The organism is Frankia sp. Mgl5, assembly GCF_023242985.1.
In the GTDB taxonomy this organism is placed as follows: domain Bacteria; phylum Actinomycetota; class Actinomycetes; order Frankiales; family Frankiaceae; genus Parafrankia; species Parafrankia soli.
In genome coordinates, this window is the sequence record NZ_JALKFY010000639.1 from 16,920 (window position 1) to 40,698 (window position 23,779).

Below are 23,779 nucleotides of genomic sequence, written 5' to 3' on the forward strand. Positions count from 1 at the left end.
CACCACCCCCCTCGTCGCGCTGCCATCCGCTCGGCCCCTCCACTCGGTGTCGCCGGGCCCGGTGACCCGGACGCGTGGGATGTCATCTCGGAAGGTCGATCCGCACGATCCGGTTCTGCCCCCGGGCGGCGACGTAGAGATGTCCGGCGTCATCCACCGCCACCGGCCCGTCCGGGAGGACGTCCGGGACGGGGGCGCCGGCGGCCAGCCGGCCGGGCGGGGCCGTGCCGGCGATCGTGGTGATGATCCCCGCCGGGTCGATCCTGCGGATGCGGTTGTTGCTGGCGTCGGTGACGTAGACGTTGCCAGCGGCGTCGACCGCGACACCGCGCGGGTTGCGCAGTGTCGCCGCGGTGGCCTTCCCCCCGTCACCCGAGAAGCCGGGGACGCCGGTTCCGGCGATCGTCTCGATCACCCCGTCGAGATCGATGCGGCGGATTCGGTGGTTGTAGGAGTCGGCGATGTAGATCCGCCCCTCGCGGTCGCACGCGACGCTGAACGGCTTGCTGGCCATGGCCTCCGCGGCGGGGCCGCCGTCGCCCCACCAGCCGAAGCCGAACCGGCCGACGACCGTGGTGATGATCCCGGCGGTGTCGACCCGGCGGATGAGGTCGTTCGCGTTGTCCGCGATGAGGATGCCGCCGGCCGGGTCGACGGCGATCCCGCTCGGGTACCACAGGGCGGCGCTCGTCGCGGGCCCGCCGTCGTCGTCGGGGTTCCAGGGGCGCTCGCCCGAACCGGCGATCGTCGTGATGATCCCGTCGGTCCCGACTCGGCGGACCCGGACGTTGAACGTGTCAACGATGTAGAGGGTCCCGTCGGGGCCGACCGCGACGGCCGCCGGGCTGTTCAGCATGGCAGCGGTCGCCGGCCCGCCGTCGCCCGAGAAGCCGGCCTGCCCGGTGCCCGCGACGGTCGTGATCGTGCCGTCCGGGCCGATCCGGCGGACCCGGTGGTTGTCGAAGTCGGGGACGTAGATCGCGCCGGCGGCGTCGACCGCCGGGCCGTAGGGATGGTTCAGGGTCGCCTGCGCCGCCGGCCCGCCGTCGCCGGAGAAACCCGCCTGGCCGGTGCCCGCGACGGGGACGACGGGAAGCGGCGCGGTGGTGGCCGTCGGCCGCGGTGACTCGGCCGTGGGCAGGACCGTCGGGGGCGCGGTGGGGCCGGCCGGGCGGCGGGTGGGCTGCGCCACGGGCGTGCGATCCGCCCCGTCGTCCAAGACCCGGAGGACGACGGCCGCTGCCAAGGCGAGGACGGCAAAGACCACGGTGATCGACGCCGCGGTCCGGCCGAGCCGCAGGCGCCCGAGCCGGACCCGATGCCGTCGCGACGGATCTGCGGGCGTCTCCGCGGCGGTCGTCTCCGGGCCGACCAGGGCCGTGGAAAGCGCGGCCGGATCCGGCGCGTCCGGCGACGTGTCGCCGGCTGCCGCCGTGGCCGGGGGCGTCGAGACCGGTCGAGGCGACAGCGGCCGGGTCCCGTCCGCGTCGGTGGTGTCACCCGTGCTCTCCGGCCGGGTGACCGCCGCCCCCGCGGGCTCTGGTGGCGAAGACCGCCCCGGGACTGGCGCGACCGGGACGCCGGTCGGACGCTGGACCGTGCCGCTGGGGTCCTCTGCTCCGTCTACCGCGGCCGGTGGCCCGCCGGCCAGTACCTCGCCGGCCAGTGCCTCGCCGCCCAGCTCGTCCGGCGGCTGTGCCGCGAGTTCGCGCAGTGCGGCGGGAACGTCCAGTGGGACTCCGGCGGCCGCGAGCCAGCCTGGCCCGTAGCCGCGGCGGGCTGCCTCGGCCAGGTGGCGGGCGAACTCGGCGGCCGTCTGGTGGCGCTCGGCCGGCCGCTTGGCCAGCGCCCGGGCCAGCAGGTCGGCCACCGGTTCCGGGACGCCCGGCGGGGGCGGTGGGACCACCTCGCAGTGGTGGCGGAAGAGGTCCGGCGCCGTGCGGCCGGCGCCGAACAGCGGCGTGCCGGCGAGCAGCTCGTAGAGAACGGCGGCGAGCGCGTAGAGGTCGGTCGGCGGACCGAGCGGGTCGCCGGTGACCTGTTCGGGGGCCAGATACTGCGGCGTGCCGACGATCCGGCCCACGGTGAGGTCGGAGTCCTCGGTGAGCCCTGCGACGCCCAGGTCGGTCAGTTTCGGCCGGCCGTCGGCGGTGAACAGGATGTTCGCGGGCGTGATGTCAAGGTGCAGGACGCTGGCCGCGTGGGCGTGCGTGAGCCCGTCGGCGACGGCGAGGGCGACCGCGCAGGAGGCCGGCGCGTCGAGGTTCTGCCGCTCGAGGCTGCCGCCGGGTAACAACTCGGTGACGAAAAGGAGCAGCCGGTCGACGGCGACGACCGCGTGAGTCCTCGCCAGATGGGGGTGATCGAACTCGGTGAGCGGATGCGTCCCGCTGGCTGCCGCCCGCGAGTCGGGGGAAAGGCCGGCTGTACCGAGGTCGACGACCTTCACCGCCACGTCGCGCTGAGAGTCGCTCCTCCGCGCCGCGAGTACCAGGCCGAAGGCGCCGGAGCCGAGGTCCCGGCCGAGCGCGTGACCGGGCAGTGCCGCGGCTATCAGTTCGCGATCGACGATCGGCACAGGTGGCCTCCTGGTCCCGTCCGTCAGCCCGGTCCCGCCGGTAAGCCCCGTTACCCACCGCACGTCGCCTTCGTGTAGCTCCGTCCCGGGAGGGGAGCGTACGGTGGCTCAGCGCCACCGGCCTAGCGCTCGCCGCGATTGTCCGACACCTGACAGTCCGCGCCCCGGGTGCCGGGCGACAGGTGCGGGATGAACGTGCGGGCAACCGGGCCGCTGCCGGCGGCGAAGCACGACCGCGCCGCGACCACCGACGAGCGGAACCATGCGAGCCTCCTGAGGAGAACCGGACCACGTCCTACCTCGGCTGAGCCACCGCGAGCCGCGCGGTCGTGCGCACTACGGTGGCTCGCGGGGCCGTCCGTGCCCACCTGACCAACGGGTGCACGATCACGCGGGTCCTGGCCGACAGATCAACTCAAGGGCACCCGAAGGGCCGGTCATAGCAAGGGTCAGACCAGCGTGGCAGCGACAACATGATGCTCGCAGTCCCAAGCACACTCCGGTGGCCCCGACCGATGGGCGCGTGCTGTGGCGTTTCAGGACGTGGTGACAGGCATCCGATGTGTATTGGGCGCCGTGAGGGTGGCGCGGGAGGCGGCCATGGTGAATGTCGTGGCACCGAGCCAGCCACATCCCGAGACCGCCTGATCACGACCTCTAAGAGGGTGTGCTGTGCGACGGTCGGGTCGTAGTCCGCCGCGACGGGGATATCGAAGCGGATACCGAGTCAGCACCTCTGGTGGCGCCCTGGCGCGGGTCAGATGTCGCCGGCCTGGGGCGGGTGTCTTGGAGACGACGCAGGGTTTGGCGCAGACGGGTGACTTCTTGATTGAGCCGTCTGAGTTCTGCTTGTTGCTCCCGGCGTAGGTGCCGGTCGCGGTCACCCGCGATCTCTGCCTCGCGGACCCATCCACGCAGCGTTTCGGCGCTCATCCCGAAGGCTTCGGCGACGGTGGTGATGGCCTGCCAGGTGGAGCGGTGCTGGGGCCGGATGCGCGCGACCTCGGCGACGGCCTGGGCTCGCAACGGCGGCGGATATCTACTGGGCCGGCCCATGACAGGCTCCTGAGTCTGGGGAGTGGGCATCCCGAGGGGTGAAAAGCGCGGGGGACACGGGGGCATTCGGGCCGCGTTGCGTCGACACGCGACTCCGCCCCTTGGTGGGAATACGAAGGAGAACTTCGGACTGCCGTCTGTCTCCTCGAAGAGTGAGCTCGCCAGTGAGCACCCAGCCGGAAGGAAGCCGCGAGGAAACAAGCTTGACCGCTGTGTGCTTAGGGGTACCGCTAGGGAGGCTTCCGGCCCGGGGTAGGACTATGGCAGAGGACAGGTGGCATTGTCAGCCGATCCGCAGGAGAAGCTCCCTACTGCCCTTAACGATCAACCCCAGGCCCACACCTGCGCGGCCATCACCCCATGTGACCACTGACTGCGAGACTGGGCACGGAAAGTAGCAGGCACTGCCTAGTCCGCCGCCAGGCGAGGTTCGGCTACCACGCTTGGCAACCGACAAGACCTTTGCCCTTCCGGTGGAGACCGCCAGCTTCCGCCATCCTCCGGAAATGTTTCGAGACGGTAACACCCCACTGTGTGTCGGGTGTCACTTCCGATACGGAAAGTATTGGGCCCGCCAACGCGAACTCCGTCCCATATTTGACGGTAGATGCTGTGATATCCGATCTGCCCGGGCTAGAGGATCCGCTCACCTGTTACGCGACGTGACAGTCAACGAGAACCTTTGACCCGCCCGTCACGCAACGTAGCGCCCGTTGATCGATGGAAAATAGTCTTTTTCTTGCGTTCAGAGTTTTTCCCCTGTCATTTTCGGTGATCCGGTGTGACCCCTGTTCCCCTCAGGGGTCACACCCATGTCGTGTTCCCCTTCGCAATCCCTGGTGGATCGGAGTTGGCGTGTTGCGGGCTTCCCCTATGCGTCGTCGTAGACCCCTCGCCCATGTCCTCTGTGTGCTGCTGGTCGCCTTACTCGCAGCCACGATCACTCAGTTCCTGCCACCTCTGCAGGAGGCCGCGTCCGCCGCTCCAGCGGAGACAGACACCCCACCCGCGGTCGGGCCAGCGGAGCGCCCGGACTTCATCGCCGCCCAGCTCGCCGCGCACGCCGAGAAGCGACGCATCGAGGTGACAGGGGAACGAACGGAAACGACATCGACGTTCGTGAACCCCGACGGGACGATCACCGTCGAGTCGTTCGCCGGGATCCGCCGCGTCCACCGCGGCGACGGCTGGGCCGACGTCGACCCCACACTCGTGGTCGCAGACGGCAAGATCACCCCGAAAGCCACGAAAGCACAGATCACCCTGTCCGCCGGTGGTAAGGCCGGCGGAGACCTCGCCGCCTTGATCGACGGCGACCGGACCGTGACGTTCACCTGGCCAGATGCCCTCCCTGCACCGGAGCTGAAGGACAACACCGCCACCTACCCGGCGGTGGCCGTGGACACCGATCTGGTCGTCAAGGTCACACCCACCGGCTTCGACGTGCACATAGTCGCGCACACCCCGGCGGCGGCACAGGCAGCGTTGGAACTGCCGATGCGACTGCGCGGGCTGACCGCGGAACGCACCCCCGGCGGTGAGCTGCGGCTGTCCGCCGAAGGGAAGACAGCTGCCCGGTCCGCCGCGCCACTGATGTGGGACGCGCACCTCGACCCCAAGACCGGGCTCCCGGACCGGGTCCACACGGTGGACTCCACACTCAAGGGCTCGGGAGCGACACCGACCCTGGTCCTGGACCCCGACGAGGCATGGCTCACCGCCAAGGACCGGGCGTATCCGATCACGATCGATCCCGGCGCGGTGCTGCCAGACAACCTCGACACCGATGTGGCCAGCGCGTATCCCACGACGAACTACGACACCTCCCAGTATCTGCGGGTCGGCGCCTACCTGGGGTCGTTGCAGCGGTCGTTTCTGAAGTTCGACACCACCGCGATCGAGGGGCGGCATGTCACGGCCGCGCAGCTCAACCTGTGGCAGGCGGGGTCGACGACCTGTGACGACCAGCCGACGATCGTGCAGGGCTCAGCGAGCCTGCCTTCCGGCGCGACCTGGAACACCCAGCCGGCCTCGGACGGCACCACGTGGGCGTCCGCCAGCTTCAACGAGGGCGCGGACAACAGCTGCGGCGCCGGGCCGGTCGGGATCGACGTCACGAGCCTCGTCCAGGCCTGGTCGTCCAACGCCCAGCCCTCGCCCGAGACCCTGACGCTGCGCGCCGGCAACGAGAGCCTGGACGCCCAGTTCAAGTCCTTCTACTCCGGCGACACGGCCCTCAAGCCGCAGATCTCCACCACCTACAACTCCTACCCAGGCACCGTCGCGAACCGGTCGACATCGCCGTGTTCAGCACAGTGCGGCGGCAGCCCCGCAACGGTTCTGACCAACAGCACCCGTCCGGTGCTGTCCGGCGCGGCGACCGACGCGGACGGCGCGCCGCTGCGGCTGGACTTCGAGGTGTGGAACTCCGCCGGCACCACGAAGATCACCGACGGCTCCGTCTCCGACATCTCCCCGAACGCGACCGCCTCCTGGACCGTTCCGGCCAGCGTTCTGACGAACGGCACGAGCTACCAGTGGCGCTCCCGCGCCTACGACGGCGTCGACTACTCCCAGGCCTGGTCGAGCTGGATCCCGTTCACCGTCGACACCACCGCGCCCTCGGCACCCACCGCGCTGACCTCGGCCGCCTGGACATCCGGCGGCTGGTCCACCACCACCTCCGGCACCGTCTCGTGGACGTCGCCCGGTGGTGACACCGCGAGCTTCCTCTACGGCCTCGACGAGCCCTCCCCCAGTACCGAGACCACTGGCACGACCACCCCGTCCCTGACCCCGACCGCCGGGCTGCACACCCTCTACGTCCGCACCAAGGACAAGTCGGGCAACCTCTCCCCCGTCGCGTCCTACAGCTTCGGGATCGGCACCGGGGCGCTGGCTAGCCCGGTGGAGAACGCCCGGGTGCAGCGGTTCGTCATCCTGGAAGGGCAGGCCCCGAGCACGCAGGTGTCGGTGGCCTACCAGTACCACCTGGGCACCAGCAGCGGAGCGACCTGGCTGGACGTCCCCGTCGGCGAAACGGTGATCGAGGGCACCTCGACCCATCCGACCTGGCCCGCACCGCGGAACGGGTCGGGGGTGTTCGACCGGCAGAACTGGAACCTGCCCGGCACCCTCGGCGGCGGCTCGGACGGACCGGTGCAGATCCGGGCGTGTTTCCGCACCTCGGCCAACGTCGTGTCGTGCACCGGCGCGCGGACGATCGAGTTCACCCGCAACGCCTTCGGTGACTCCAACGCCAACGGCGACGTGGGCCCAGGCTCTCTGGCGCTGCTGACCGGGGACTACTCGCTGTCGGCCACCGACGTGTCGATGCCGACCTACACCGGTTCCCTGACCGTCGGCCGGTCGACGACCACGCTGACCCCGCCGGCGGCGACCAGCGACCCGTCCGGCGTCTTCGGCCCGGGCTGGACGTCGGACCTGCAGGGCCCGGACAGCGGCACCGCCGGCAGCACCCTGACCGACACCACCTCGACCAACAACACCGTGACCCTGACCTCCAGCGAGGGCACACCGTCCAGCTATACCCGGACCGGGTCGGGGTCCTACCCGTACAGCTACGTCGGCGTCGGAGACACGGCCGTCGACGGGTCGAAGCTGGTCAAGGACTCCGCCACCCAGTTCACCCACACCGGCATCGACGGCACCAAGACCGTCTACGTCGCCAAGACCGTCGGCTCGGCCACCCTCTGGGTCGTCGACCAGGTCGAGGAGCCCGGCTCCGCGACCATCTCCACCTACACCACCGACAGCGCCGGCCGCGTCACCCGCATCCTCGCCCCGGTACCCGACGGCGTCAGCTGCACCACCCTGGTCGCCGGCTGCCGCGCGCTGACCTTCACCTACGCCACCTCCACCACCGCCACCGGCACCACCCCCGCCACCTGGGGTGACTACACCGGCCGCCTCGCCTCGATCTCCATGGCGCTCAACGGGGCATCCGCCGTCGTCGTGGCCCAGTACCAGTACGACAACACCGGCCACCTACGCCAGACCTACGACCCGCGCCTCGACAGCGGCGGCGCCCATCTCGCCACCACCTACGCCTACAACGCCGCCGGCCAGATCAGCTCCTACACCCCACCCGGGCAGGAGACCTGGACCTTCGGCTACGACACCTACAACCGCATCACCACCGTCTCCCGCGTCCGCCCCGCCGGCGCCGGCACCGCCACCCAGACCATCGTCTACGGCCTCGCCCTCACCGGATCAGGCGCACCGATTGACATGGCCGCGGGCGTCGTCGACGACTGGGGACAGCGCGACCTGCCCTCCTGGGCCACCGCCATCTTCCCCGCCAGCCGCGTCCCGTCCAACCCGCCGGTCGCCGCCGACTGGCCCTATGCCGTCATCACCTACCTCAACACCGACGGCCGGCAGGTGAACACCGCCTCCCACGGCAACGGCGCCTGGCAGATCACCACCACCGAGCACGATTCGAACGGCAACGTGATCCGGGAGTTGGGCGCGGAGAACCGCAACCAGGCCCTCACCCCCACCGCCGACACCGACCCCACCGTCACCGCGGTCACCGACTCCGCCGCCCGCGCCCAGCTCCTCGACACCGACACCGTCTACTCGACCGACGGCGTTCTGGTCACCGACACCTTCGGCCCGACCCACCGCATCGTCGACGACACCGGCGCCCAGTACTCCTCCCGCCAGCACACCCACACCGACTACGACGAAGGCGCCCCGTCCTCCGGCCCCTACTGGCTCCCGACCACCATCACCACCACCATCCGCCTCGCCAACGGCACGGACATCCAGCCCCGCAAGACCATCAACGGGTACGAGCCCAAGAGCGGCGCACCCGCCGGCACCTCCGGCTGGACCCTGCGTGAGCCGACCACCGTCGCCGCCTGGATGGGCGGCGGAGCCACCCCCAACATCGTCCGCACCACCTACTACAACACCGCCGGAAACCCCGTAGAAGTCCGCCAGCCGAAGGCCAACGCCGCCGGCACGGACGCCTACACCACCGTCTTCTCCTACTTCACCGCCACCGGGTCCGGTGGCTGCGTGAACGCCTCCTGGACCGGCCTGGCCTGCACCACCGGCCCCGCCGCCCAGCCCAGCAGCGGAAACCCGCTCCCCGTCACCAGCTACACCTACAACAACCTCAACCAGCCCCTGACCAAGGTCGACACCGTCACCTCCGGAACCACGACCACCCGCACCACCACCTACACCTACGACACCGCCGGCCGCCCGGCCTCGGAAGCCTTCGCCGCCAGCCCCGCCGCGAACGGCGGAACCGCCGTACCCACCGCCACCTACGGGTACAGCACCACCACCGGACTTCCCACCACGACCACCGCATCGTCGATCACGCTGACCACCGGCTACGACACCTGGGGCGAGGTCACCTCCCAGACCGACGCCGACAGCAACACCACAACCACCACCTACGACATCGACGGACAGATCTCCACCCTCAACGACGGCAAAGGTACCTACACCTACGTCTACGACACCGCCACCGAACACCGCGGCCTCGTCACCAGCCTCGGCGTCGGAGCCGGAGCCGCCCCATCCACCTTCACCGCCACCTACAACGGCAACGGAGCCCTCACCTCCCAGAGCTACCCGAACGGCCTCATCGCCACCACCCGCTACGACAACGCAGGCGAAGGCACCAGCCTCGCCTACGCCAAATCCGGAACCCCCTGGCTGACCTTCTCCCAGGCCAGCTCCATCAACGGCCAGGTCCGCCTCGACGCAACCCCACCCGCCACCAAAACCCTCAACTACGACCTCACCGGCCGGCTCACCGGCGTCGGCGACGCCGTCAGCTACGGCGGACCCCGCATCTGCACCACCCGCACCTACACCTACGACGCCGACTACAACCGCACCACACTGAACAGCTACCCCGACGCCGGCGGCCAACCCGACACCGGCAACTGCTCCACCTCCACCACCCCCCAGGTCTACTCTCACACTTATGACCAGGCCGATCGGATCACCGACACCGGCTACACCTACGACCTTCTCGGTCGGACAACAGCAGTTCCTGCGGCCGACGCAGGCGGAACCGCACAGACCGTCGGTTACTACGTCAACGACCTGGTCGCATCCCAGACCGTCGCCTCCGCCACCCGCACCTACGCACTCGACCCGGCACGCCGCTTTCGCTCCTGGACGGACGGCTCCGCCACCTTGACCAACCACTACACCACCGCCAGCGGCGACAGCCCCGCCTGGATCGGTGTCACCGGTGGCGCCTGGACCCGCAACATCCTCGGAATCGGCGGAGACCTCGCCGCCACTCAGGACAGCACCGGCACCGTCACACTTCAGCTCGCCAACCTACACGGCGACATCGTCGCCACCGCCGACGACAACACCAGCGCCACCGCCATCGCCAACTACGCCGAATCCGACGAATTCGGCATCCCCTACTTCTCCAGCACCGCTTACACCCGCTACGGCTGGCTCGGAGCCAAACAACGCTCCCGCGACACCCTCGGCGGCCTCACCCTCATGGGCGTCCGCCTCTACAACCCCCTCACCGGCCGTTTCCTCCAGACCGACCCCGTCTCCGGCGGCTCCGCCAGCCGTTACGACTACACCAACCAGGACCCGGTCAATGGCGGTGATCTTCAAGGGCTCTGCGATACCCCTGCCGAGTGGTGTGTAATCGCGATTCTCAAGAACAGCAGTCCTATTCCGTGGAACTTCGCCCTCTGGAACATGAAGTACCACGGCCGATACTGGACTTCCTATGGGGTGAGCGGAGGGCGCGTGTATGCGAGGTATGGCAACTGTTCGAGTAGCCCAGAAGGGGTCCGGGGGATATACAACTTCCACCTGGCCTGTCAAACTCATGACCTAGGCTACGATCTGCTGCGCTACTTCAGAATTGGAGGAAGCGCCCGCCGGGCGGTTGATTGGCTCTTTTATGGCGACATGAACCGGTCATGCCAGTGGTGGAACTACGCTTGTCGGAACGCAGCTTCCACCTATTATACGGTCGTCGCGGCGAACAGCGCACGACAGCGCTACAGGACACCATGATGTCCCAAGACCGGAGAGTTCGTCGCGTCTGGGCCTGCGCCGGCCCTGAGCTGGTCGCATTGGCTTACTTGGTTCTCGTCGGGCTCGCCGCGAAGGGCACCCTCCACTCGCTCGCCCACGATGACTTTGACGGGCTGAACAACCTCCTGCAGCTTCCACTTGCTTTTCCATGGCTTTTTCTGGGGTTTCCATTTAACCTCGGCGAGGTTGAGTACTCCTATTTTCTCACCTGCTGTGGAGCATTCAATGCTTTGCTGTTCTACGCCTGGCTGGTACTGAGACGTGCGCAGAGCCGGGTAGCGGGCAGAACGGGACAGCCAGCATCTACGTATGCAGGAGCGGCTCCCGCCGACGGTCACCGGAATCACCGATTCTCCCGGAGTGATCTTGCCGGGGCGCTGGTCGTTATGGTGCCACTGGTCGGATTGGCGATCATGCTAATCTGGCACGAAGCCAATGAGGTTGACCCCGTCGCCACCATTGCCGCCCACGAGAATTCCGCCGGGACCGTAGCCTTCAGCTCTGATGGCCGTCTGCTCGCCAGCGCCGGCCACGACGGCGCGGTGCGGCTATGGGCTGTCGACCAGGAGGCGACGCATCCCCGGCTTCTGACGTCCGTCGTCGTTGATGACTTCCTGAACTCGTATGACAAGGTGGCGTTCAGCGGGGATCATCGGACCCTGGTCGCCTCGCGCTATGACGGCGAGGTGACTATCTGGAACGTGGTCGACTCCACCACCCTGACCGAGGCCGCGACTCTTCCCGGAAATCCCGGCCTTTTTGCTGGGATGGACCTCAGGTCTGACGGCAAGGTCCTCGCCAGGGCTACCAACGACCATACGGTGCAACTATGGGATCTAGCGGACCCGGCAAACCCTGTTCGACTCGCGTCGTTTGACGCCAGACATGGCGGCAACATCACGGCGATCGCTTTCAGTAGCAATGGTCGGACTCTGGCTATTGCATCGTCCGTGGCGGTCGAGCTATGGAACGTCGCGGATCCGAGCCGGCCGACTGCCGTCGCCGTCGTCACCGAACCAGTTGGCGGCGCGGACGACACCGTGTTCGGCTCTGATGACGCCCTCCTTGCGGTCACTGAGTTCGGCGAGCACGCCGTGACGCTATGGAATCTGTCAGATCCCAGCCGTCCACGGCTGGCCGCGACGCTTCCGACGGACGGCAAGGCTCTGGCGGTCGCGTTCAGCCCTGATCGCAGAACTCTCGCCGTCGCCATCGACAAGGCCGTTCGGCTCTGGGATATCAGCGATCTCCAACATCCCGCCGAACAGGCCACCTTCAGTGGTCACGACGGGTGGATCAGCGACCTCGCATTCAGACCGACGGGTGCCATCCTGGCGAGCGCTGGCGACAACGGAAAGATCCGTCTATGGGATGAAAGCTCCTACTCCTCCCGATAGACGCCTCTGACCTAGTTCCGGACCCGCCACGGTTGGATTGTCCAGCCGTGGCGGGTCCGATCTGTGACCAGCACGTTTGACATCGTCAAAGCGGGCGGGCGCTGCCCTACCCCATCGCCATGCTCACATCCATGGCGGCGCCATGAACATCCGATATCCGCACCGCGGTGGCGCCGGGTGGAACGGCGCGGATCGGCCACCGTCAGCCGGTGCGCGTTGTTCTTGCCGTATCCCACCTGCCCCCCAGAACGGCAGGAAATAACGGAGCGTAACCATCGTCGGGCGGGTGACGCGACCGCAGGTCCCAGCCCAGGCGGCCGAAGACAGCACCCAAATCAAGATCATTCTCTGCACAAAATTGCCGAATGCGCCCACAATGCACTCACAAGCCAATTTCGATCTTGAGTAGATGATCTATGGCTCCGCAAAAGGGAGTGTCCGACTACCGGTTGGGAGGATGCTCCACGACCGGATCGTGACCTTATATGCAGCTCGGAGATCAGATGACCAACCCGAGCGGCCTGTCGCTGCTGACGTTCAACATAGGTAACCCCTCCCTTGAACGCGCCCGTCATCAGCTCGCCTGGCTCGCCGATCGTCCCGAGCAGGTGCTGGTTCTGACCGGGACGAAGCTCAGCGACGGGTGCCGGCTGCTCGCCGACGCGTTTGGCGCGGCCGGTTACCGGGTGATCCATACCTGGCCCGAGCCCGGCGAGTACGGAGCGATGATCGCCAGTCGGGTCGAGGCGGTACCCGATGCGTTCCCGGACCGGGTCGGTTACCTGCCGGCCCGCGCCGCCGCCGTGGTCCTACCGACCCCGACGGGGCCGCTGCGGCTGATCGGCCTGTACACGCCCTCCCGGGACGCCAGCCCGGTGAAGACCGAACGGAAGCAGAAATGGCTGGCGGCCTGCGATACGGCGCTGGCCGGTGGTCAGCAGCTGGCCACCGTGCTGCTCGGCGACCTGAACATCCTCGAACCGGACCACCGCCCCCACTACCCGTTCTTCGCCCCATTCGAGTACGACTTCTACCGCGCGCTCGTCGGCGAGCACCATCTCGTCGATGCTTTCCGCCTCCTGCACCCCACCGCGGACGCCTACAGCTGGGTCGGACGCACCGGCGACGGCTACCGGTACGACCACGCCCTGTGCTCCGCGTCCCTGCGCAGCCGCATCACGGACTGCCACTACGTCGACGAGCCGCGTACGATCCGGTTGTCCGACCATTCCGCACTCACCCTCACCCTGGCCGTACCGGCTTTCCCGGTACATGAGGTGACCGACCCTCGAGGCCCGGCAGAACCCGACACCCGGTTCTGACAAGGCCTGGCCGGGCGCAGAAGCTGATCCGCGGGCCCGCTACGCTGCTCCCGTCGCGCCGTCGGACGTCACGGAGGGCAGCAGGGGAACACTGTGGAGCTGCGTCCACTGCTCGTTGATCGCGACTTCTCCGTCCGCCCCGGCCGTCCCGCGGACGTCGCCCCGCTCCGCACGATCCTGGCCGAACCGTCGGTGGCCTGAGCAGCCGGTTCCAGGGGCACGGAATCGGCACGAGGGCGGTGCGACTCCTTTCTCGTTTCCTCTGCCAGCACCGGGGTCATCATCGAATCACTAGTGACCCCGCGGCCGCCAACGACAGGGCGATCCGCTGCTACAAGAAGGTCGGTTTCCTGCCCGTCGGAATCATGCGCAGGTATGAGCGCGGCCCGGACGGCGCTTTCCGTGATGGGCTACTCATGGACCTGATCAGCGATGATTTGGAGGCTGGATACGGAGCGCGCCACGGCGCGCCCCTCCACCCTTCGTAGCTTCCGCGGGAGGCGTTCATCAGGTGTCCTCCTGCCGAGATCGCGGGGCAGGCCGCTCCTGTAGTGGCGCCGCGGTGTCGGGGTGGCGTTCCGGTGCGTCCGGGCGATCGTCCCAGTGGGCCCGGAACGGCTCGAGCCAGCGGGCGAGCTCCCGCAGCGGCGCGGGCTCCAGGAGGTAGAGCCGGCGCTGTCCGTCGGGGCGGACAGTGACTAGCCCGGCCTCACGCAGGATCCGCAGGTGCTTGGACACGCCGGGCTGGCTCAGCCCCAGCTGTTCGACCAGTTCGTTGACGGGCCGAGGGCCGGCGCGGAGCAGCTCGAGCACCCGGCGGCGGTGCGGGTCACCCACCGCGGCCCAGATCACAGGTTCCACAACTCGACTATCACCAAAAAGTTATATTGCTGTCAAGCGATTACTTTTCCGTGACGGACGTCCCGGAAATTCGTCTGCGCCGCTATGAGTCCGCGGGATCACCGATCTCGAAACTGAACGCCGTGTTCGCGCCGTCGACGGAGTCGACGGCGACGTCCACCGGATAGGTCGTGCCGTCCGCCGGGTCGGTCAGCGCGCACTGCATCTCGACACCCACCTTCGCCCGCAGCGAAGCGGGGCAGTCGGCGGAAAGGTCCGTGCTCTGGAATCGTGTGCCGAACGTGTTGACGATCTCCCCCTCCACATCGGTCTCGTCAACCGCTGTCACACCCACGAGGTCGAGATTGAAATGGGTGTCGTCGCCGTTGACCGAGTCGACGGAGACGTTCACCGGGTACGTCGCGCCGTCCCCCGGGTCGGTCAGCGCGCACTGCATTGTCACGCCCACCTCGGCCTGGAGGGACTCCGGGCAGGCCACCTCGACCGGAGGATCCACCCGCTGGAAAAGCGGGCCGAACTTGGCGGTGATCCGGTCCTCCACCTCGCCCCTGGCGACCGAGCTGCCGCCCAGGGAGACCGAACCCTCGCATCCCGCGAGGACGGCGGCGGCCAGCAGGCAGCCGGCCACGACACGAACGCCGCCCCCGGCCACGGGGCCCGGCCGTCGCCTGCGTGGTCCCGCACCGCGCGGTTCCTGGCGACGCCCTTCGTGACGCCGCCTTTCATCAGGCCGCAGGTCTCCACCGCGCACCGACGGCCTTCCCGAATACAGGTTCATGTCCATCCCCTCCAGACCGACGGAACATTCCGCGAGGAAAAATTCGGCGAACAATGAAAGGGACGCCACCCACCAAGGGAAAGGATCCAGTGCCACCTGCCGAACCGAATTACGGAATGACTCCCCGCCAGATCACAGACCGCACATCAATGTCAATGTAGCAGCCCGGATGTCCCAGGCATGGGTGAAAGAATGTCACTACCGCGACACGACGGGAGGACGTCAACCTGAATGCGGCGGTCACCGCGGCGCAGTGGCGGGCGCCGCCGCGGCCGCGAGCCGTTCCGGTCGAGGAACGGCCCGTGTCCCGCCGGCGGCAGGACCCGGGCAGGTGAGTTCCCTCGTCTGACGGGACCGGTGCCTGCCGGCCGGCGGGTGCTCACCGGGCCGGGCGGATCGTTCCCGTCACCTCACCGAAGCCGATGCGCACGCCGCTGTCGCCGGGGGCGGGGGCGGTGGCCCGGATGGTGACGGTGTCACCGTCCTCGAGGAACGTCCGCTCGGTGCCGTCGGGCAGTCGCAGCGGCTCGGTGCCGTTCCAGGTGAGCTCCAGGAAGGACCCGCACTCGTCGCGGCGCGGGCCGGAGACGGTGCCCGAGGCGAAGAGGTCGCCGGTGCGCAGCGCCGCGCCGCCGACGGTGAGATGCGCCAGCTGCTGCGCGGGCGTCCAGTACATCTCGGCGAAGGGCGGGCGGCTGACCACGGAGCCGTTCCAGCTCACCTCCAGCCGCAGGTCGAGGCCCCACGCGCCGTTGTCCCGCAGGTAGGGCAGCGGTTCGGGCTCCCGCGGCGGCGGCTGGAACCGCGCCGCCGCCAGCGCGTCGAGCGGGACGACCCAGGGCGAGACCGACGTCGCGAAGGACTTCCCGAGGAACGGCCCGAGCGGCACGTACTCCCACGCCTGGATGTCCCGCGCCGACCAGTCGTTCACCAGCACCACGCCGAACACGTGGTCGGCGAACGCCGCCGGGGTGACCCGTTCACCGAGCGCCGACGGTGTCCCGACGACGAAGCCGACCTCCGCCTCGATGTCGAGGCGGGTCGTCGGGCCGAACGCCGGCGGCTGGCCGTCGGCGGGCCGGCGCTGCCCGCACGGGCGGACGATCTCGGTTCCGGAGACGACGACCGTGCCGGAGCGGCCGTGGTAGCCGACAGGCAGGTGCCGCCAGTTCGGGTTCAGCGGATCACCACCGGGGCGCAGGATCCGTCCGACGTTGCTGGCGTGGTGCTCGGAGGCGTAGAAGTCGACGTAGTCGGCCACGTCCACCGGCAGGTGCAGCCGGACCGCGTCACGCGGGATCAGGCTGGGCCGCGCCGCCGCTTTCTGGGCCGGGTCGGTCAGCAGGCTGGTGATCCGTGCGCGGACTGCCGTCCAGTGGCGCCGGCCCCGGCTGAGGAACTCGTTCAGCCGGGGCCGGGCGAACACCGGGTCCCCCAGCGCGGCGGCCAGGTCCAGCACGTGGTCGCCGATGGCGACGCCGATCCGGGGGCTCCCACCGTCGACGGAGAAGGCGCCGTAGGGGAGGTTCTGCAGCGGGAAGTCCGAGCCCTTGGGTACCGGCACCCACGAACGGGCCGTCACGCCGACGCCTCGGTCCCGGCCGACGCCGCCGCCCCGGACGGTGCCGCGGAGCTGACGAGGCCGAGCCGGCGCAGGTCCTCGACCGGTGTGTCTGTCCGGCATGAGCCGTATGCGACGAGGGCCCGGCGTGCGGCGCGGGCCAGCTCCGGCGGCACCGCGCGGGCCTCGGCGACGAGCGCGGCCTCGTCCGCGCGGTCGAGGATCTCGCTGACCGCCGGGAGGCCGGCGCCGTCGACCGCGCGGCAGGTGGCGAGCACCAGGTTGAGGAACCCGTGGTGGGTGAAGCCGGTTCGCCGGTCCCGGTAGGGCAGCGCGTGGTGGAGCCCGGCGGTCGCCTTGAACGGCACGCCGCCGCGCGCGCAGGCGACCACGAACCGGGCCACTTCCGCGGACGGGGGGAACTGTTCCGCGCGCGCCCCGCCGCACCGGATCTTGACCCCGTGGCCGGCGGCCGACACCCGCGCCAGGGCGTCGAGATCCCCGCGCGGCGTCTCGACGAAACAGGGCACGGACGGTGGCACCGCCGCCAGCGCGGCAAGGTCACCCAGCGGCCCCTCGACCCCGACCAGCTCGACGCGCGGGTCGCCCTCAAGGCGGGCCAGGGCGGTGTGGAGCGTCCTCGGCTCCAACGGGCTGACGAGGCCCAGCGCGAGACGCCCCTCGGCGGCGGTCCCGTCGAGACGCCCGCTGAAGGCTCCACACCCGCGCGCACCGGCGGCGAGCGCTTCGAGGAGTTCGTCGACGCGGGACACGGCGCACAGGAAGTGGCCGGTCAGGACGCCGGTGGGGTCCGCGCGGTCGTGCCGGTGCCGGCGGAGGGCGGCGGGCATGGGCAGTTCCTCGGGCGGGAACAGCCCGGCGTCGTCGACCAGCCCGGCGAACAAGCCCGGCGGCGGATGGCCGGTCACCCCGCGCCGCCCCGCGCCGCCGCTTGCGCCGCCCACGTCCAGGCGTAGTCGGGGTCCTCGCAGGCGAGGCCGCCCTCGCCGAGCTCGAGTGGGGCGAAGGTGTCGACCATGACCGCGAGCTCGTCGACGAACTCCACCCCGATGCTCGCCTGCACCGCCCCGGGCTGCGGGCCGTGGGTGTGCCCGGCGGGATGCAGCGAGAGGGAACCAGGCCCGATCCCGGAACCGCGGCGGGCTCCGTAGGCACCGCCGGCGTAGAAGATCACTTCGTCGGAGTCGATGTTGGCGTGGTAGTACGGCGTCGGGATCGCGTCGGGGTGGTAGTCGACCTTGCGGGGCACGAAGTTGCAGACGACGAAGTTACGGCCCTCGAAGACCTGGTGCACCGGCGGTGGCTGGTGCAGCCGGCCGGTGATCGGCTCGAAGTCGCCGATGTTGAACAGGTACGGGTAGAGGCAGCCGTCCCAGCCGACGACGTCGAACGGGTGGGTCCGGTAGGTCAGCACCGTGCCGGCGACGCCGCCGGTCCCGGCCCCGGGCCCGCGGTGCTTCACGTACACCTCGACGTCCGTTCCCTCCTCGAGCAGCGGCCCGGCCGGGCGGCGCAGGTCGCGTTCGCAGTAGGGGGCGTGCTCGAGGAACTGGCCCGAGGCTGACAGGTAGCGCTTCGGCGGGCGGATGTGGCTGTTCGCCTCGATGATGTAGGCACGCAGCGGCTCGTCGCCGCTCGGCGTCCACCGGTGCGTCGTGCCGCACGGGACGACGACGTAGTCGCCGGGGCCGGCCGGCAGTGTGCCGAACACGGTGTCGACGCGGGCGGTGCCGGCCTCGACGTAGACGCACTCGTCACCGGTGCCGTTGCGGTAGAGCGGTGAAGGCGCGCCGGCCGCGACGTAGCAGAGCCGGACGTCGGTGTTGCCCAGGAGCAGCCGCCGCCCGGTGACGACGTCGAGGCTCCGCCATCCCTCGGCCGCGGTGAGGGTGTGGGTGCGCAGGTGCCGCGGCCGCAGCGGGTGGTTGGCGACGGTGCCGAGGGCGGGCAGCTCCCACGGCCGGGCCGCGCTGATCGCCGCCGGGATCTCCCGGTGGTACAGCAGTGACGAGTCCGCGGAGAAGCCCTCCGATCCCATCAGCTCCTCGCTGTACAGGCCGCCGTCGCCGTCGCGGTGCTGCGTGTGCCGTTTGGGCGGGACGTCCCCGGTCCGGGCGTAGTACGGCATCGTCGGGTCCTTTGCGTCGGGTCCTCAGAACCTCGGCTCCTCAGAACGTCGGCACCTCAGAGGTTTCCCCGCCGTTCCTGCTCGCGTTCGATCGCCTCGAACAGGGCCTGGAAGTTGCCCTTGCCGAAGCCGAGCGATCCGTGCCGCTCGATGAGCTCGAAGAACACCGTCGGACGGTCCCCCAGCGGCCTGGTGAAGATCTGCAGGAGGTATCCGTCCTCATCGCGGTCGACCAGGATCCGGCGTCGCCGGAGCTCCTCGACCGGTGCCCGCACCTCGCCGACGCGGGCCCACAGCGCGGGGTCGTCGTAGTAGGTGTCGGGGGTGTCGAGGAACTCGACGCCCTCGGCCCGCATCGCGTCGACCGAGGCGAGGATGTCACCGGTCGCCAGCGCGAGGTGCTGTACGCCGGGACCGCCGTGGAACTCCAGGTACTCCGCTATCTGCGACTTCCGCCGGCCGGGCGCGGGCTCGTTGAGCGGGAACTTGACCCGGTGGTTGCCACTGGCGACCACCTTGCTCATCAGCGCCGAGTACCGGGTGGCGATGTCGCCGCCGACGAACTCGGCCAGGTTCGTGAAGCCCATGACCCGGTTGTAGAACGCCACCCACTCGTCCATGGCGCCGAGCTCGACGTTGCCCACGACGTGGTCCAGGGCCTGGAACAGGCTGCGCGGCGCACCCGGCCGCCGGACGTACCCGGAGCGGCGCTCGACATAGCCCGGCAGGTAGCACCCGGAGTAGCGCGACCGGTCGACCAGGGTGTGCCGCGTCCGCCCGTAGGCGGCGATGGCGGCGAGGCGCACGACGCCGTGCTCGTCGCGCAGCTCGTGCGGCTCCTCGAGCACCTGCGCACCCTGGGCGCGGGCGTGCGCGACACACCGGTCGACGTCGGGCACCTCCAGCGCGATGTCGACGACGCCGTCGCCGTGCCGGCGGTGGTGGTCGAGCAGGGGGCTGTCCGGGCGCACTCCCCCCTTGAACACGAAGCGCACCGCGCCGCTGGTGAGGACGTAGGAGCAGTGGTCGGGCTCGCCCGTCTCCGGCCCGGAGTAGGCGACGAGGTCCATGCCGAACGCCGACTGGTAGTAGTGGGCCGCCTGGTTGGCGTTGCCGACCACCCACACCACCGCGTCCCAGCCGGACACCGGGAACGGGTCGCCGGCCGGGTCGTGCTCGACGAGACCGACCAGCTGTCGGAGCTGGTCGACGTCCAGCTCGGCCGTGCGCTCCTGGCCGGTCAGCGTCACTTCGGTGCTCATGGACGTCCTCTCGGCCGGGCGGGAGTCGAGGCGGCGGCGCTGGCGCGCGAACGCGAGAGGGACACTACCTTGAGTGACATGATGCCGCCTGGTGTGACGACTCGCCTGGTGTGATGAGACGGGTTGGTCAGCGGCCGGTGACCTCGCCGGCGGTCAGGTCCTGGGTTCCGATGACCCGCAGCAGGTCGAGCTGGTCGCGCGCCGGGCTGCCCGGCCGCGGGTAGAGCACGACCAGCGTCTGGGTCCCCGCGTCGCTGGTCAGCGTCTCGCACAGCAGGTCCACGGTGCCCACCGCCGGATGGATGATCCGCTTGTGGTCGGCGCGGCGCACCATGACCTCGTGCTCCGCCCAGAGCCGCGCGAACTCCTCGCTGCGGCCCAGCAGGTCAGCCACGAGATCCTCCACATCCGCGTCGCCGCGGCGCCGGCCGTGGGTGGCGCGCAGGTCCGCGACGTGCGTGCGGGACAGCCGCTCCCAGTCCTCGCGCGGGAACCGCGACCGGACGTCCGGCTCGGCGAACCAGAGCCAGGTGTTGTTGCGGGCCCGTCCCGGGCGGGCGGAGATGTCGCCGGACAGCGCGACCGACATGCGGTTGCGCGCCAGGACCTCGCCGATGTCGGAGACGACGAACGCGGGAGTGTCGGTGAGCCGGTCGAGGATGTACAGCAGACCGGGCGAGACGTGCGCGGCGGTGGACGTCCGCGGCGGGGGCGGCTGGCCCGCGAGGTGGAACAGGTGGTCGCGTTCGTCGTCGCGCAGGCGCAGCGCCCGGGCCAGCGCGGCCAGCAGCGGCGCGGACGGCCGCGGCCCACGGGACTGCTCGAGGCGGGTGTAGTAGTCGGTCGACATGACGGCGAGCGCGGCCACCTCGTCGCGGCGCAGCCCCGGGGTGCGCCGGCGCACCCCGGGGGGCAGGCCGACGTCCGATGGCTGCAGCTGCGCGCGGCGCCGGCGCAGGAAGTCGGCGAGCCCGGAGCGATCCATGCCACCAGCGTTCCCCACACCCGGCGGCCGAGCCAGGGACCGGCGATCCCACGATGAATGATCCCTGCCGCGGCGTCGCCCGCCGCAGCAGACTGGCGGCCATGACGCAGACGACGATGGCGACAAGGCGGCTCGGGGCGACCGGGCCGGAGGTGGGTGCGCTCGGGCTCGGTTGCATGGGCATGTCCGGCATGTACGGGCCGGCCGACGACGACGAGAGCGTGGCGACGATCCTCGCCGCGGTCGACGCGGGGATGACCCTGCTCGACACCGGCGACTTCTACGGCATGGGACACAACGAGCTGCTGGTCGGCCGCGCCCTGCGCCAGCTCGACCGGGACGCGGTGACGGTGAGCGTGAAGTTCGGCGCGCTGCGCGACGCGGTCGGCGGCTGGGGTGGTTTCGACGCCCGCCCGGCGGCGCTGCGCAACTTCCTGGCCTACTCGCTGGTGCGCCTGGGCACCGACCATGTGGACGTCTACCGGCCGGCCCGGCTCGACCCCGCCGTGCCGATCGAGGAGACCATCGGAGCGATCGCCGAGCTGGTCAAGGCCGGCCTCGTCCGGCACATCGGCCTGTCGGAGGTCGGCCCGGAGACGATCCGGCGGGCGGCGGCCGTGCACCCGATCTGCGACCTGCAGATCGAGTACTCGGTCCTCTCCCGCGGCATCGAGGACGAGATCCTGGCGACCTGCCGCGAGCTGGGGATCGCGATCACCGCGTACGGGGTGCTCTCCCGCGGGCTGATCGCCGGCACCGGCCCGTCGGGGCACAGCGGTGACTTCCGGGCGCACAGCCCGCGCTTCCAGGGCGCGAACCTCGACCACAACCTGGGGCTCGTCGAACGCCTGCGGCCGGTCGCCGAGCGCCACAACATCTCCGTCGCGCAGCTGGCCATCGCCTGGGTCGCCGCCGCCGGTCCGGACGTCATCCCGCTGGTGGGGATGCGCCGCCGCAGCCGCATCGACGACGCCCTGGCCGCCGCGGCCGTCACCCTGTCCGAGCAGGATCTGGCCGACGTCGACCGGGCGGTGCCCGCCGGGTCGGCCGCGGGTGGACGGTACGAGGACGCCCAGCTCGCCGCCCTCGACAGCGAGCGTCCCGCCGAGCGCTGACGCGGCCCCGCCAGCCCGCCCACGCACAGGTGGTGCACAGGGAACGCACAGCGTAGGCATCGCCGGGCCCGCCATGATCGAGCCATCAGGTCAGCCGATCGCAGATGGAGGGCACATGGCGGATCACCGGAGTCCCGGCCGGACGCGGGCGTACGAGGGGCGCCCGCTGGCCCGGCCCGACGAGGAGATCGTCGACCAGGGCCTCGCCTTCGACGCCGGCACACTGCTGAGCCGGCGGCGGATGCTGGCCTTCTTCGGCCTCGGCGCCGCGTCGGCGGGCCTGGCGGCCTGCGGCTCGGACTCGACCGGATCCACGGCCTCAGCCACCTCGGGGACGTCCACCTCGGGGACGTCGGCCGCGACAGCGAGCGCGGCGGCCGGGGAGATCCCCGAGGAGACGGCGGGCCCCTACCCGGGCGACGGGTCCAACGGGCCGGACGTCCTCGAGCAGAGCGGTGTGGTCCGCAGTGACATCCGGTCCAGCTTCGGCGACTCGACCGGTACCGCCGAGGGCGTCCCCATGACGCTGGCGCTGACGGTCCGCGACCTCGCGAACGGCGGCACGCCCTTCGCCGGGGTGGCCGTGTACGTGTGGCACTGCGACCGCGAGGGCCGCTACTCGATGTACTCCGACGGCGCCACCGACCAGAACTACCTGCGCGGGGTCCAGGTCGCCGACTCCGCCGGCACGGTCCGCTTCACCAGCGTCTTCCCGGCGTGCTACACGGGGCGCTGGCCGCACATCCACTTCGAGGTCTATCCCGACCAGGCCAGCATCACCGACTCGACCAAGGCCATCGCCACCTCGCAGGTCGCGCTGCCGCAGGACGTCTGCGAGAAGGTCTACGCCCAGTCGGGCTACGAGGCGTCCGTGCGCAACCTGGCGCAGGTCAGCCTAACCAGCGACGGTGTCTTCGGCGACGACGGGGCCGCCAGCCAGCTCGGCACCGTGACCGGAGACGTCTCCGGTGGCTACGCGGTCTCGCTCGCCGTCGGCGTCGATACCGCGACGGCCGCGGGCGGCGGCCAAGTCTCCGGCGGCGGAGCGCCGGCCGGCCGGCCGCCCGGCGGGCGCTGAGCGGCGGCGAGCGGCACGGGCTGGATCAGCCGCGCAGCTCCCAGCCGTTGCCGGCCGGGTCACGGCAGATCACGATCCGCCGGCCGTCGAAATCACCCGCGGTGAACGGGACGCCGGCCGCGGTCAGGCGCGCCTCGATCTCGGCGCAGTCGTCACCGACCTCGATCGCCGTGTGCGCCTTGGCCGCGGGAACGTGGTCGGGATCGAGGCTCAGGTGCACCTGCGTGCCGTCGTCGGCCTCGAACCACCGCGCGCGGCCGCGGACCGCAGCCGGCGGCTCGAGCCGCCGGTAGCCGAGCACCCCCACCAGGAAGTCCGCCTCGGCGTCGGCGGCATCCGGCGGAACCCCGAGGTTGGCATGGTGAAATCTCGGCACGCACCGGAGTCTGACACAGAAGCCACCTCCGGCGGAACGTCCTCGCCCCCGGTCAGCCGGCCTCAGCCTCCGAGCGGGCGGCCGACGAGCCCGGCCCGCTCGGCGACGAACTCCTCGACGCTGTGCGCCGGACGTCCCGCCCGCAGTCGGGAAATGTTTGGATTCTGTCGCCTTGGCAAGTGACAGGCACCGGCGC

15 protein-coding genes and 1 pseudogene are annotated in these 23,779 nt (G+C 70.2%); 6 read left to right on the forward strand and 10 right to left on the reverse strand.

What is annotated here, in order from left to right; genetic code table 11:
- Nucleotides 1-82: 82 nt before the first annotated feature.
- Both MXD62_RS19685 and MXD62_RS40750 read right to left on the reverse strand, forming a co-directional pair.
- Nucleotides 83-2,578: a protein kinase gene (locus MXD62_RS19685; protein WP_248830985.1), complete on the reverse strand. Its 2,496-nt coding sequence runs from the start codon at nt 2,576-2,578 to the stop codon at nt 83-85.
- Between the two features lie 657 nt (nt 2,579-3,235).
- Nucleotides 3,236-3,700 carry a transposase gene (locus MXD62_RS40750; RefSeq protein WP_368862420.1) on the reverse strand — a complete coding sequence of 155 codons (465 nt, stop codon included), beginning with the start codon at nt 3,698-3,700 and terminating at the stop codon, nt 3,236-3,238.
- A gap of 807 nt (nt 3,701-4,507) precedes the next feature.
- On the opposite strand from MXD62_RS40750, the gene MXD62_RS39275 reads away from it, so the two are divergent.
- From MXD62_RS39275 to MXD62_RS19715, 4 genes and pseudogenes are all read left to right on the forward strand, one after another.
- Nucleotides 4,508-10,678 (forward strand): phospholipase A2, encoded by a 6,171-nt coding sequence (locus MXD62_RS39275; RefSeq protein WP_285224122.1) that lies wholly within the window; start codon nt 4,508-4,510, stop codon nt 10,676-10,678.
- Entirely contained in the window at nt 10,675-12,096 is a 1,422-nt protein-coding gene (locus MXD62_RS19705; protein WP_248830986.1) for a WD40 repeat domain-containing protein, read from the forward strand. The genes MXD62_RS39275 and MXD62_RS19705 overlap by 4 nt, the downstream gene beginning before the upstream one ends.
- Before the next feature lie 503 nt (nt 12,097-12,599).
- Nucleotides 12,600-13,418, forward strand: a complete 819-nt coding sequence (locus MXD62_RS19710; RefSeq protein ID WP_248830987.1) for an endonuclease/exonuclease/phosphatase family protein — start codon at nt 12,600-12,602, stop codon at nt 13,416-13,418.
- Between the two features lie 215 nt (nt 13,419-13,633).
- Nucleotides 13,634-13,906 (forward strand): annotated as a pseudogene (locus MXD62_RS19715) (GNAT family N-acetyltransferase); the annotation flags it as partial.
- Between the two features lie 19 nt (nt 13,907-13,925).
- On the opposite strand, the gene MXD62_RS19720 reads toward MXD62_RS19715, so the two are convergent.
- The 7 genes from MXD62_RS19720 to MXD62_RS19750 form a co-directional block, all read right to left on the reverse strand.
- On the reverse strand, nt 13,926-14,279 hold the full coding sequence (locus tag MXD62_RS19720) for a helix-turn-helix transcriptional regulator (protein WP_248830989.1): 354 nt from the start codon (nt 14,277-14,279) through the stop codon (nt 13,926-13,928).
- A gap of 82 nt (nt 14,280-14,361) precedes the next feature.
- Nucleotides 14,362-14,931, reverse strand: a complete 570-nt coding sequence (locus MXD62_RS19725) for a DUF4333 domain-containing protein (RefSeq protein ID WP_248830990.1) — start codon at nt 14,929-14,931, stop codon at nt 14,362-14,364.
- Nucleotides 14,932-15,436: 505 nt separating this feature from the next.
- Nucleotides 15,437-16,639, reverse strand: coding sequence for a fumarylacetoacetase (gene fahA / locus MXD62_RS19730; RefSeq protein ID WP_248830991.1), 1,203 nt, complete (start codon nt 16,637-16,639; stop codon nt 15,437-15,439).
- Complete coding sequence (locus MXD62_RS19735; RefSeq protein ID WP_248830992.1) at nt 16,636-17,547, reverse strand: hypothetical protein; 912 nt, start codon at nt 17,545-17,547, stop codon at nt 16,636-16,638. The genes fahA and MXD62_RS19735 overlap by 4 nt, the downstream gene beginning before the upstream one ends.
- Nucleotides 17,544-18,767: a homogentisate 1,2-dioxygenase gene (locus tag MXD62_RS19740; protein ID WP_248830993.1), complete on the reverse strand. Its 1,224-nt coding sequence runs from the start codon at nt 18,765-18,767 to the stop codon at nt 17,544-17,546. Before MXD62_RS19740 ends, MXD62_RS19735 begins: the two co-directional genes overlap by 4 nt.
- A gap of 56 nt (nt 18,768-18,823) precedes the next feature.
- The gene (gene hppD, locus MXD62_RS19745) at nt 18,824-20,029 is read right to left on the reverse strand and encodes a 4-hydroxyphenylpyruvate dioxygenase (RefSeq protein ID WP_248830994.1); all 1,206 of its coding nucleotides are present in this window, start codon (nt 20,027-20,029) and stop codon (nt 18,824-18,826) included.
- A 127-nt stretch (nt 20,030-20,156) separates the two neighbouring features.
- Nucleotides 20,157-21,014, reverse strand: a complete 858-nt coding sequence (locus MXD62_RS19750) for a helix-turn-helix transcriptional regulator (protein ID WP_248830995.1) — start codon at nt 21,012-21,014, stop codon at nt 20,157-20,159.
- 116 nt (nt 21,015-21,130) lie between these two features.
- Between MXD62_RS19750 and MXD62_RS19755 the strand changes: the two genes are divergently transcribed.
- The gene (locus MXD62_RS19755; protein ID WP_368862421.1) at nt 21,131-22,129 is read left to right on the forward strand and encodes an aldo/keto reductase; all 999 of its coding nucleotides are present in this window, start codon (nt 21,131-21,133) and stop codon (nt 22,127-22,129) included.
- Between the two features lie 115 nt (nt 22,130-22,244).
- The gene (locus tag MXD62_RS19760) at nt 22,245-23,207 is read left to right on the forward strand and encodes an intradiol ring-cleavage dioxygenase (protein ID WP_248830997.1); all 963 of its coding nucleotides are present in this window, start codon (nt 22,245-22,247) and stop codon (nt 23,205-23,207) included.
- A 25-nt stretch (nt 23,208-23,232) separates the two neighbouring features.
- Here MXD62_RS19760 and MXD62_RS19765 read toward each other — a convergent pair whose 3' ends face one another.
- On the reverse strand, nt 23,233-23,583 hold the full coding sequence (locus tag MXD62_RS19765; RefSeq protein ID WP_248830998.1) for a VOC family protein: 351 nt from the start codon (nt 23,581-23,583) through the stop codon (nt 23,233-23,235).
- Nucleotides 23,584-23,779: the final 196 nt, after the last annotated feature.

What these genes read in the sequence shown, in the direction of transcription:
- MXD62_RS19755 (WP_368862421.1), top strand. Translation starts at nt 21,131, where the DNA reads ATGGCGACAAGGCGGCTCGGGGCGACCGGGCCGGAGGTGGGTGCGCTC.
- MXD62_RS19740 (WP_248830993.1), bottom strand. Translation starts at nt 18,767, where the DNA reads ATGCCGTACTACGCCCGGACCGGGGACGTCCCGCCCAAACGGCACACG.
- hppD (WP_248830994.1), bottom strand. Translation starts at nt 20,029, where the DNA reads ATGAGCACCGAAGTGACGCTGACCGGCCAGGAGCGCACGGCCGAGCTG.
- MXD62_RS19710 (WP_248830987.1), top strand. Translation starts at nt 12,600, where the DNA reads ATGACCAACCCGAGCGGCCTGTCGCTGCTGACGTTCAACATAGGTAAC.
- MXD62_RS19760 (WP_248830997.1), top strand. Translation starts at nt 22,245, where the DNA reads ATGGCGGATCACCGGAGTCCCGGCCGGACGCGGGCGTACGAGGGGCGC.
- MXD62_RS19705 (WP_248830986.1), top strand. Translation starts at nt 10,675, where the DNA reads ATGATGTCCCAAGACCGGAGAGTTCGTCGCGTCTGGGCCTGCGCCGGC.
- MXD62_RS40750 (WP_368862420.1), bottom strand. Translation starts at nt 3,700, where the DNA reads ATGCCCCCGTGTCCCCCGCGCTTTTCACCCCTCGGGATGCCCACTCCC.
- MXD62_RS39275 (WP_285224122.1), top strand. Translation starts at nt 4,508, where the DNA reads ATGCGTCGTCGTAGACCCCTCGCCCATGTCCTCTGTGTGCTGCTGGTC.
- MXD62_RS19750 (WP_248830995.1), bottom strand. Translation starts at nt 21,014, where the DNA reads ATGGATCGCTCCGGGCTCGCCGACTTCCTGCGCCGGCGCCGCGCGCAG.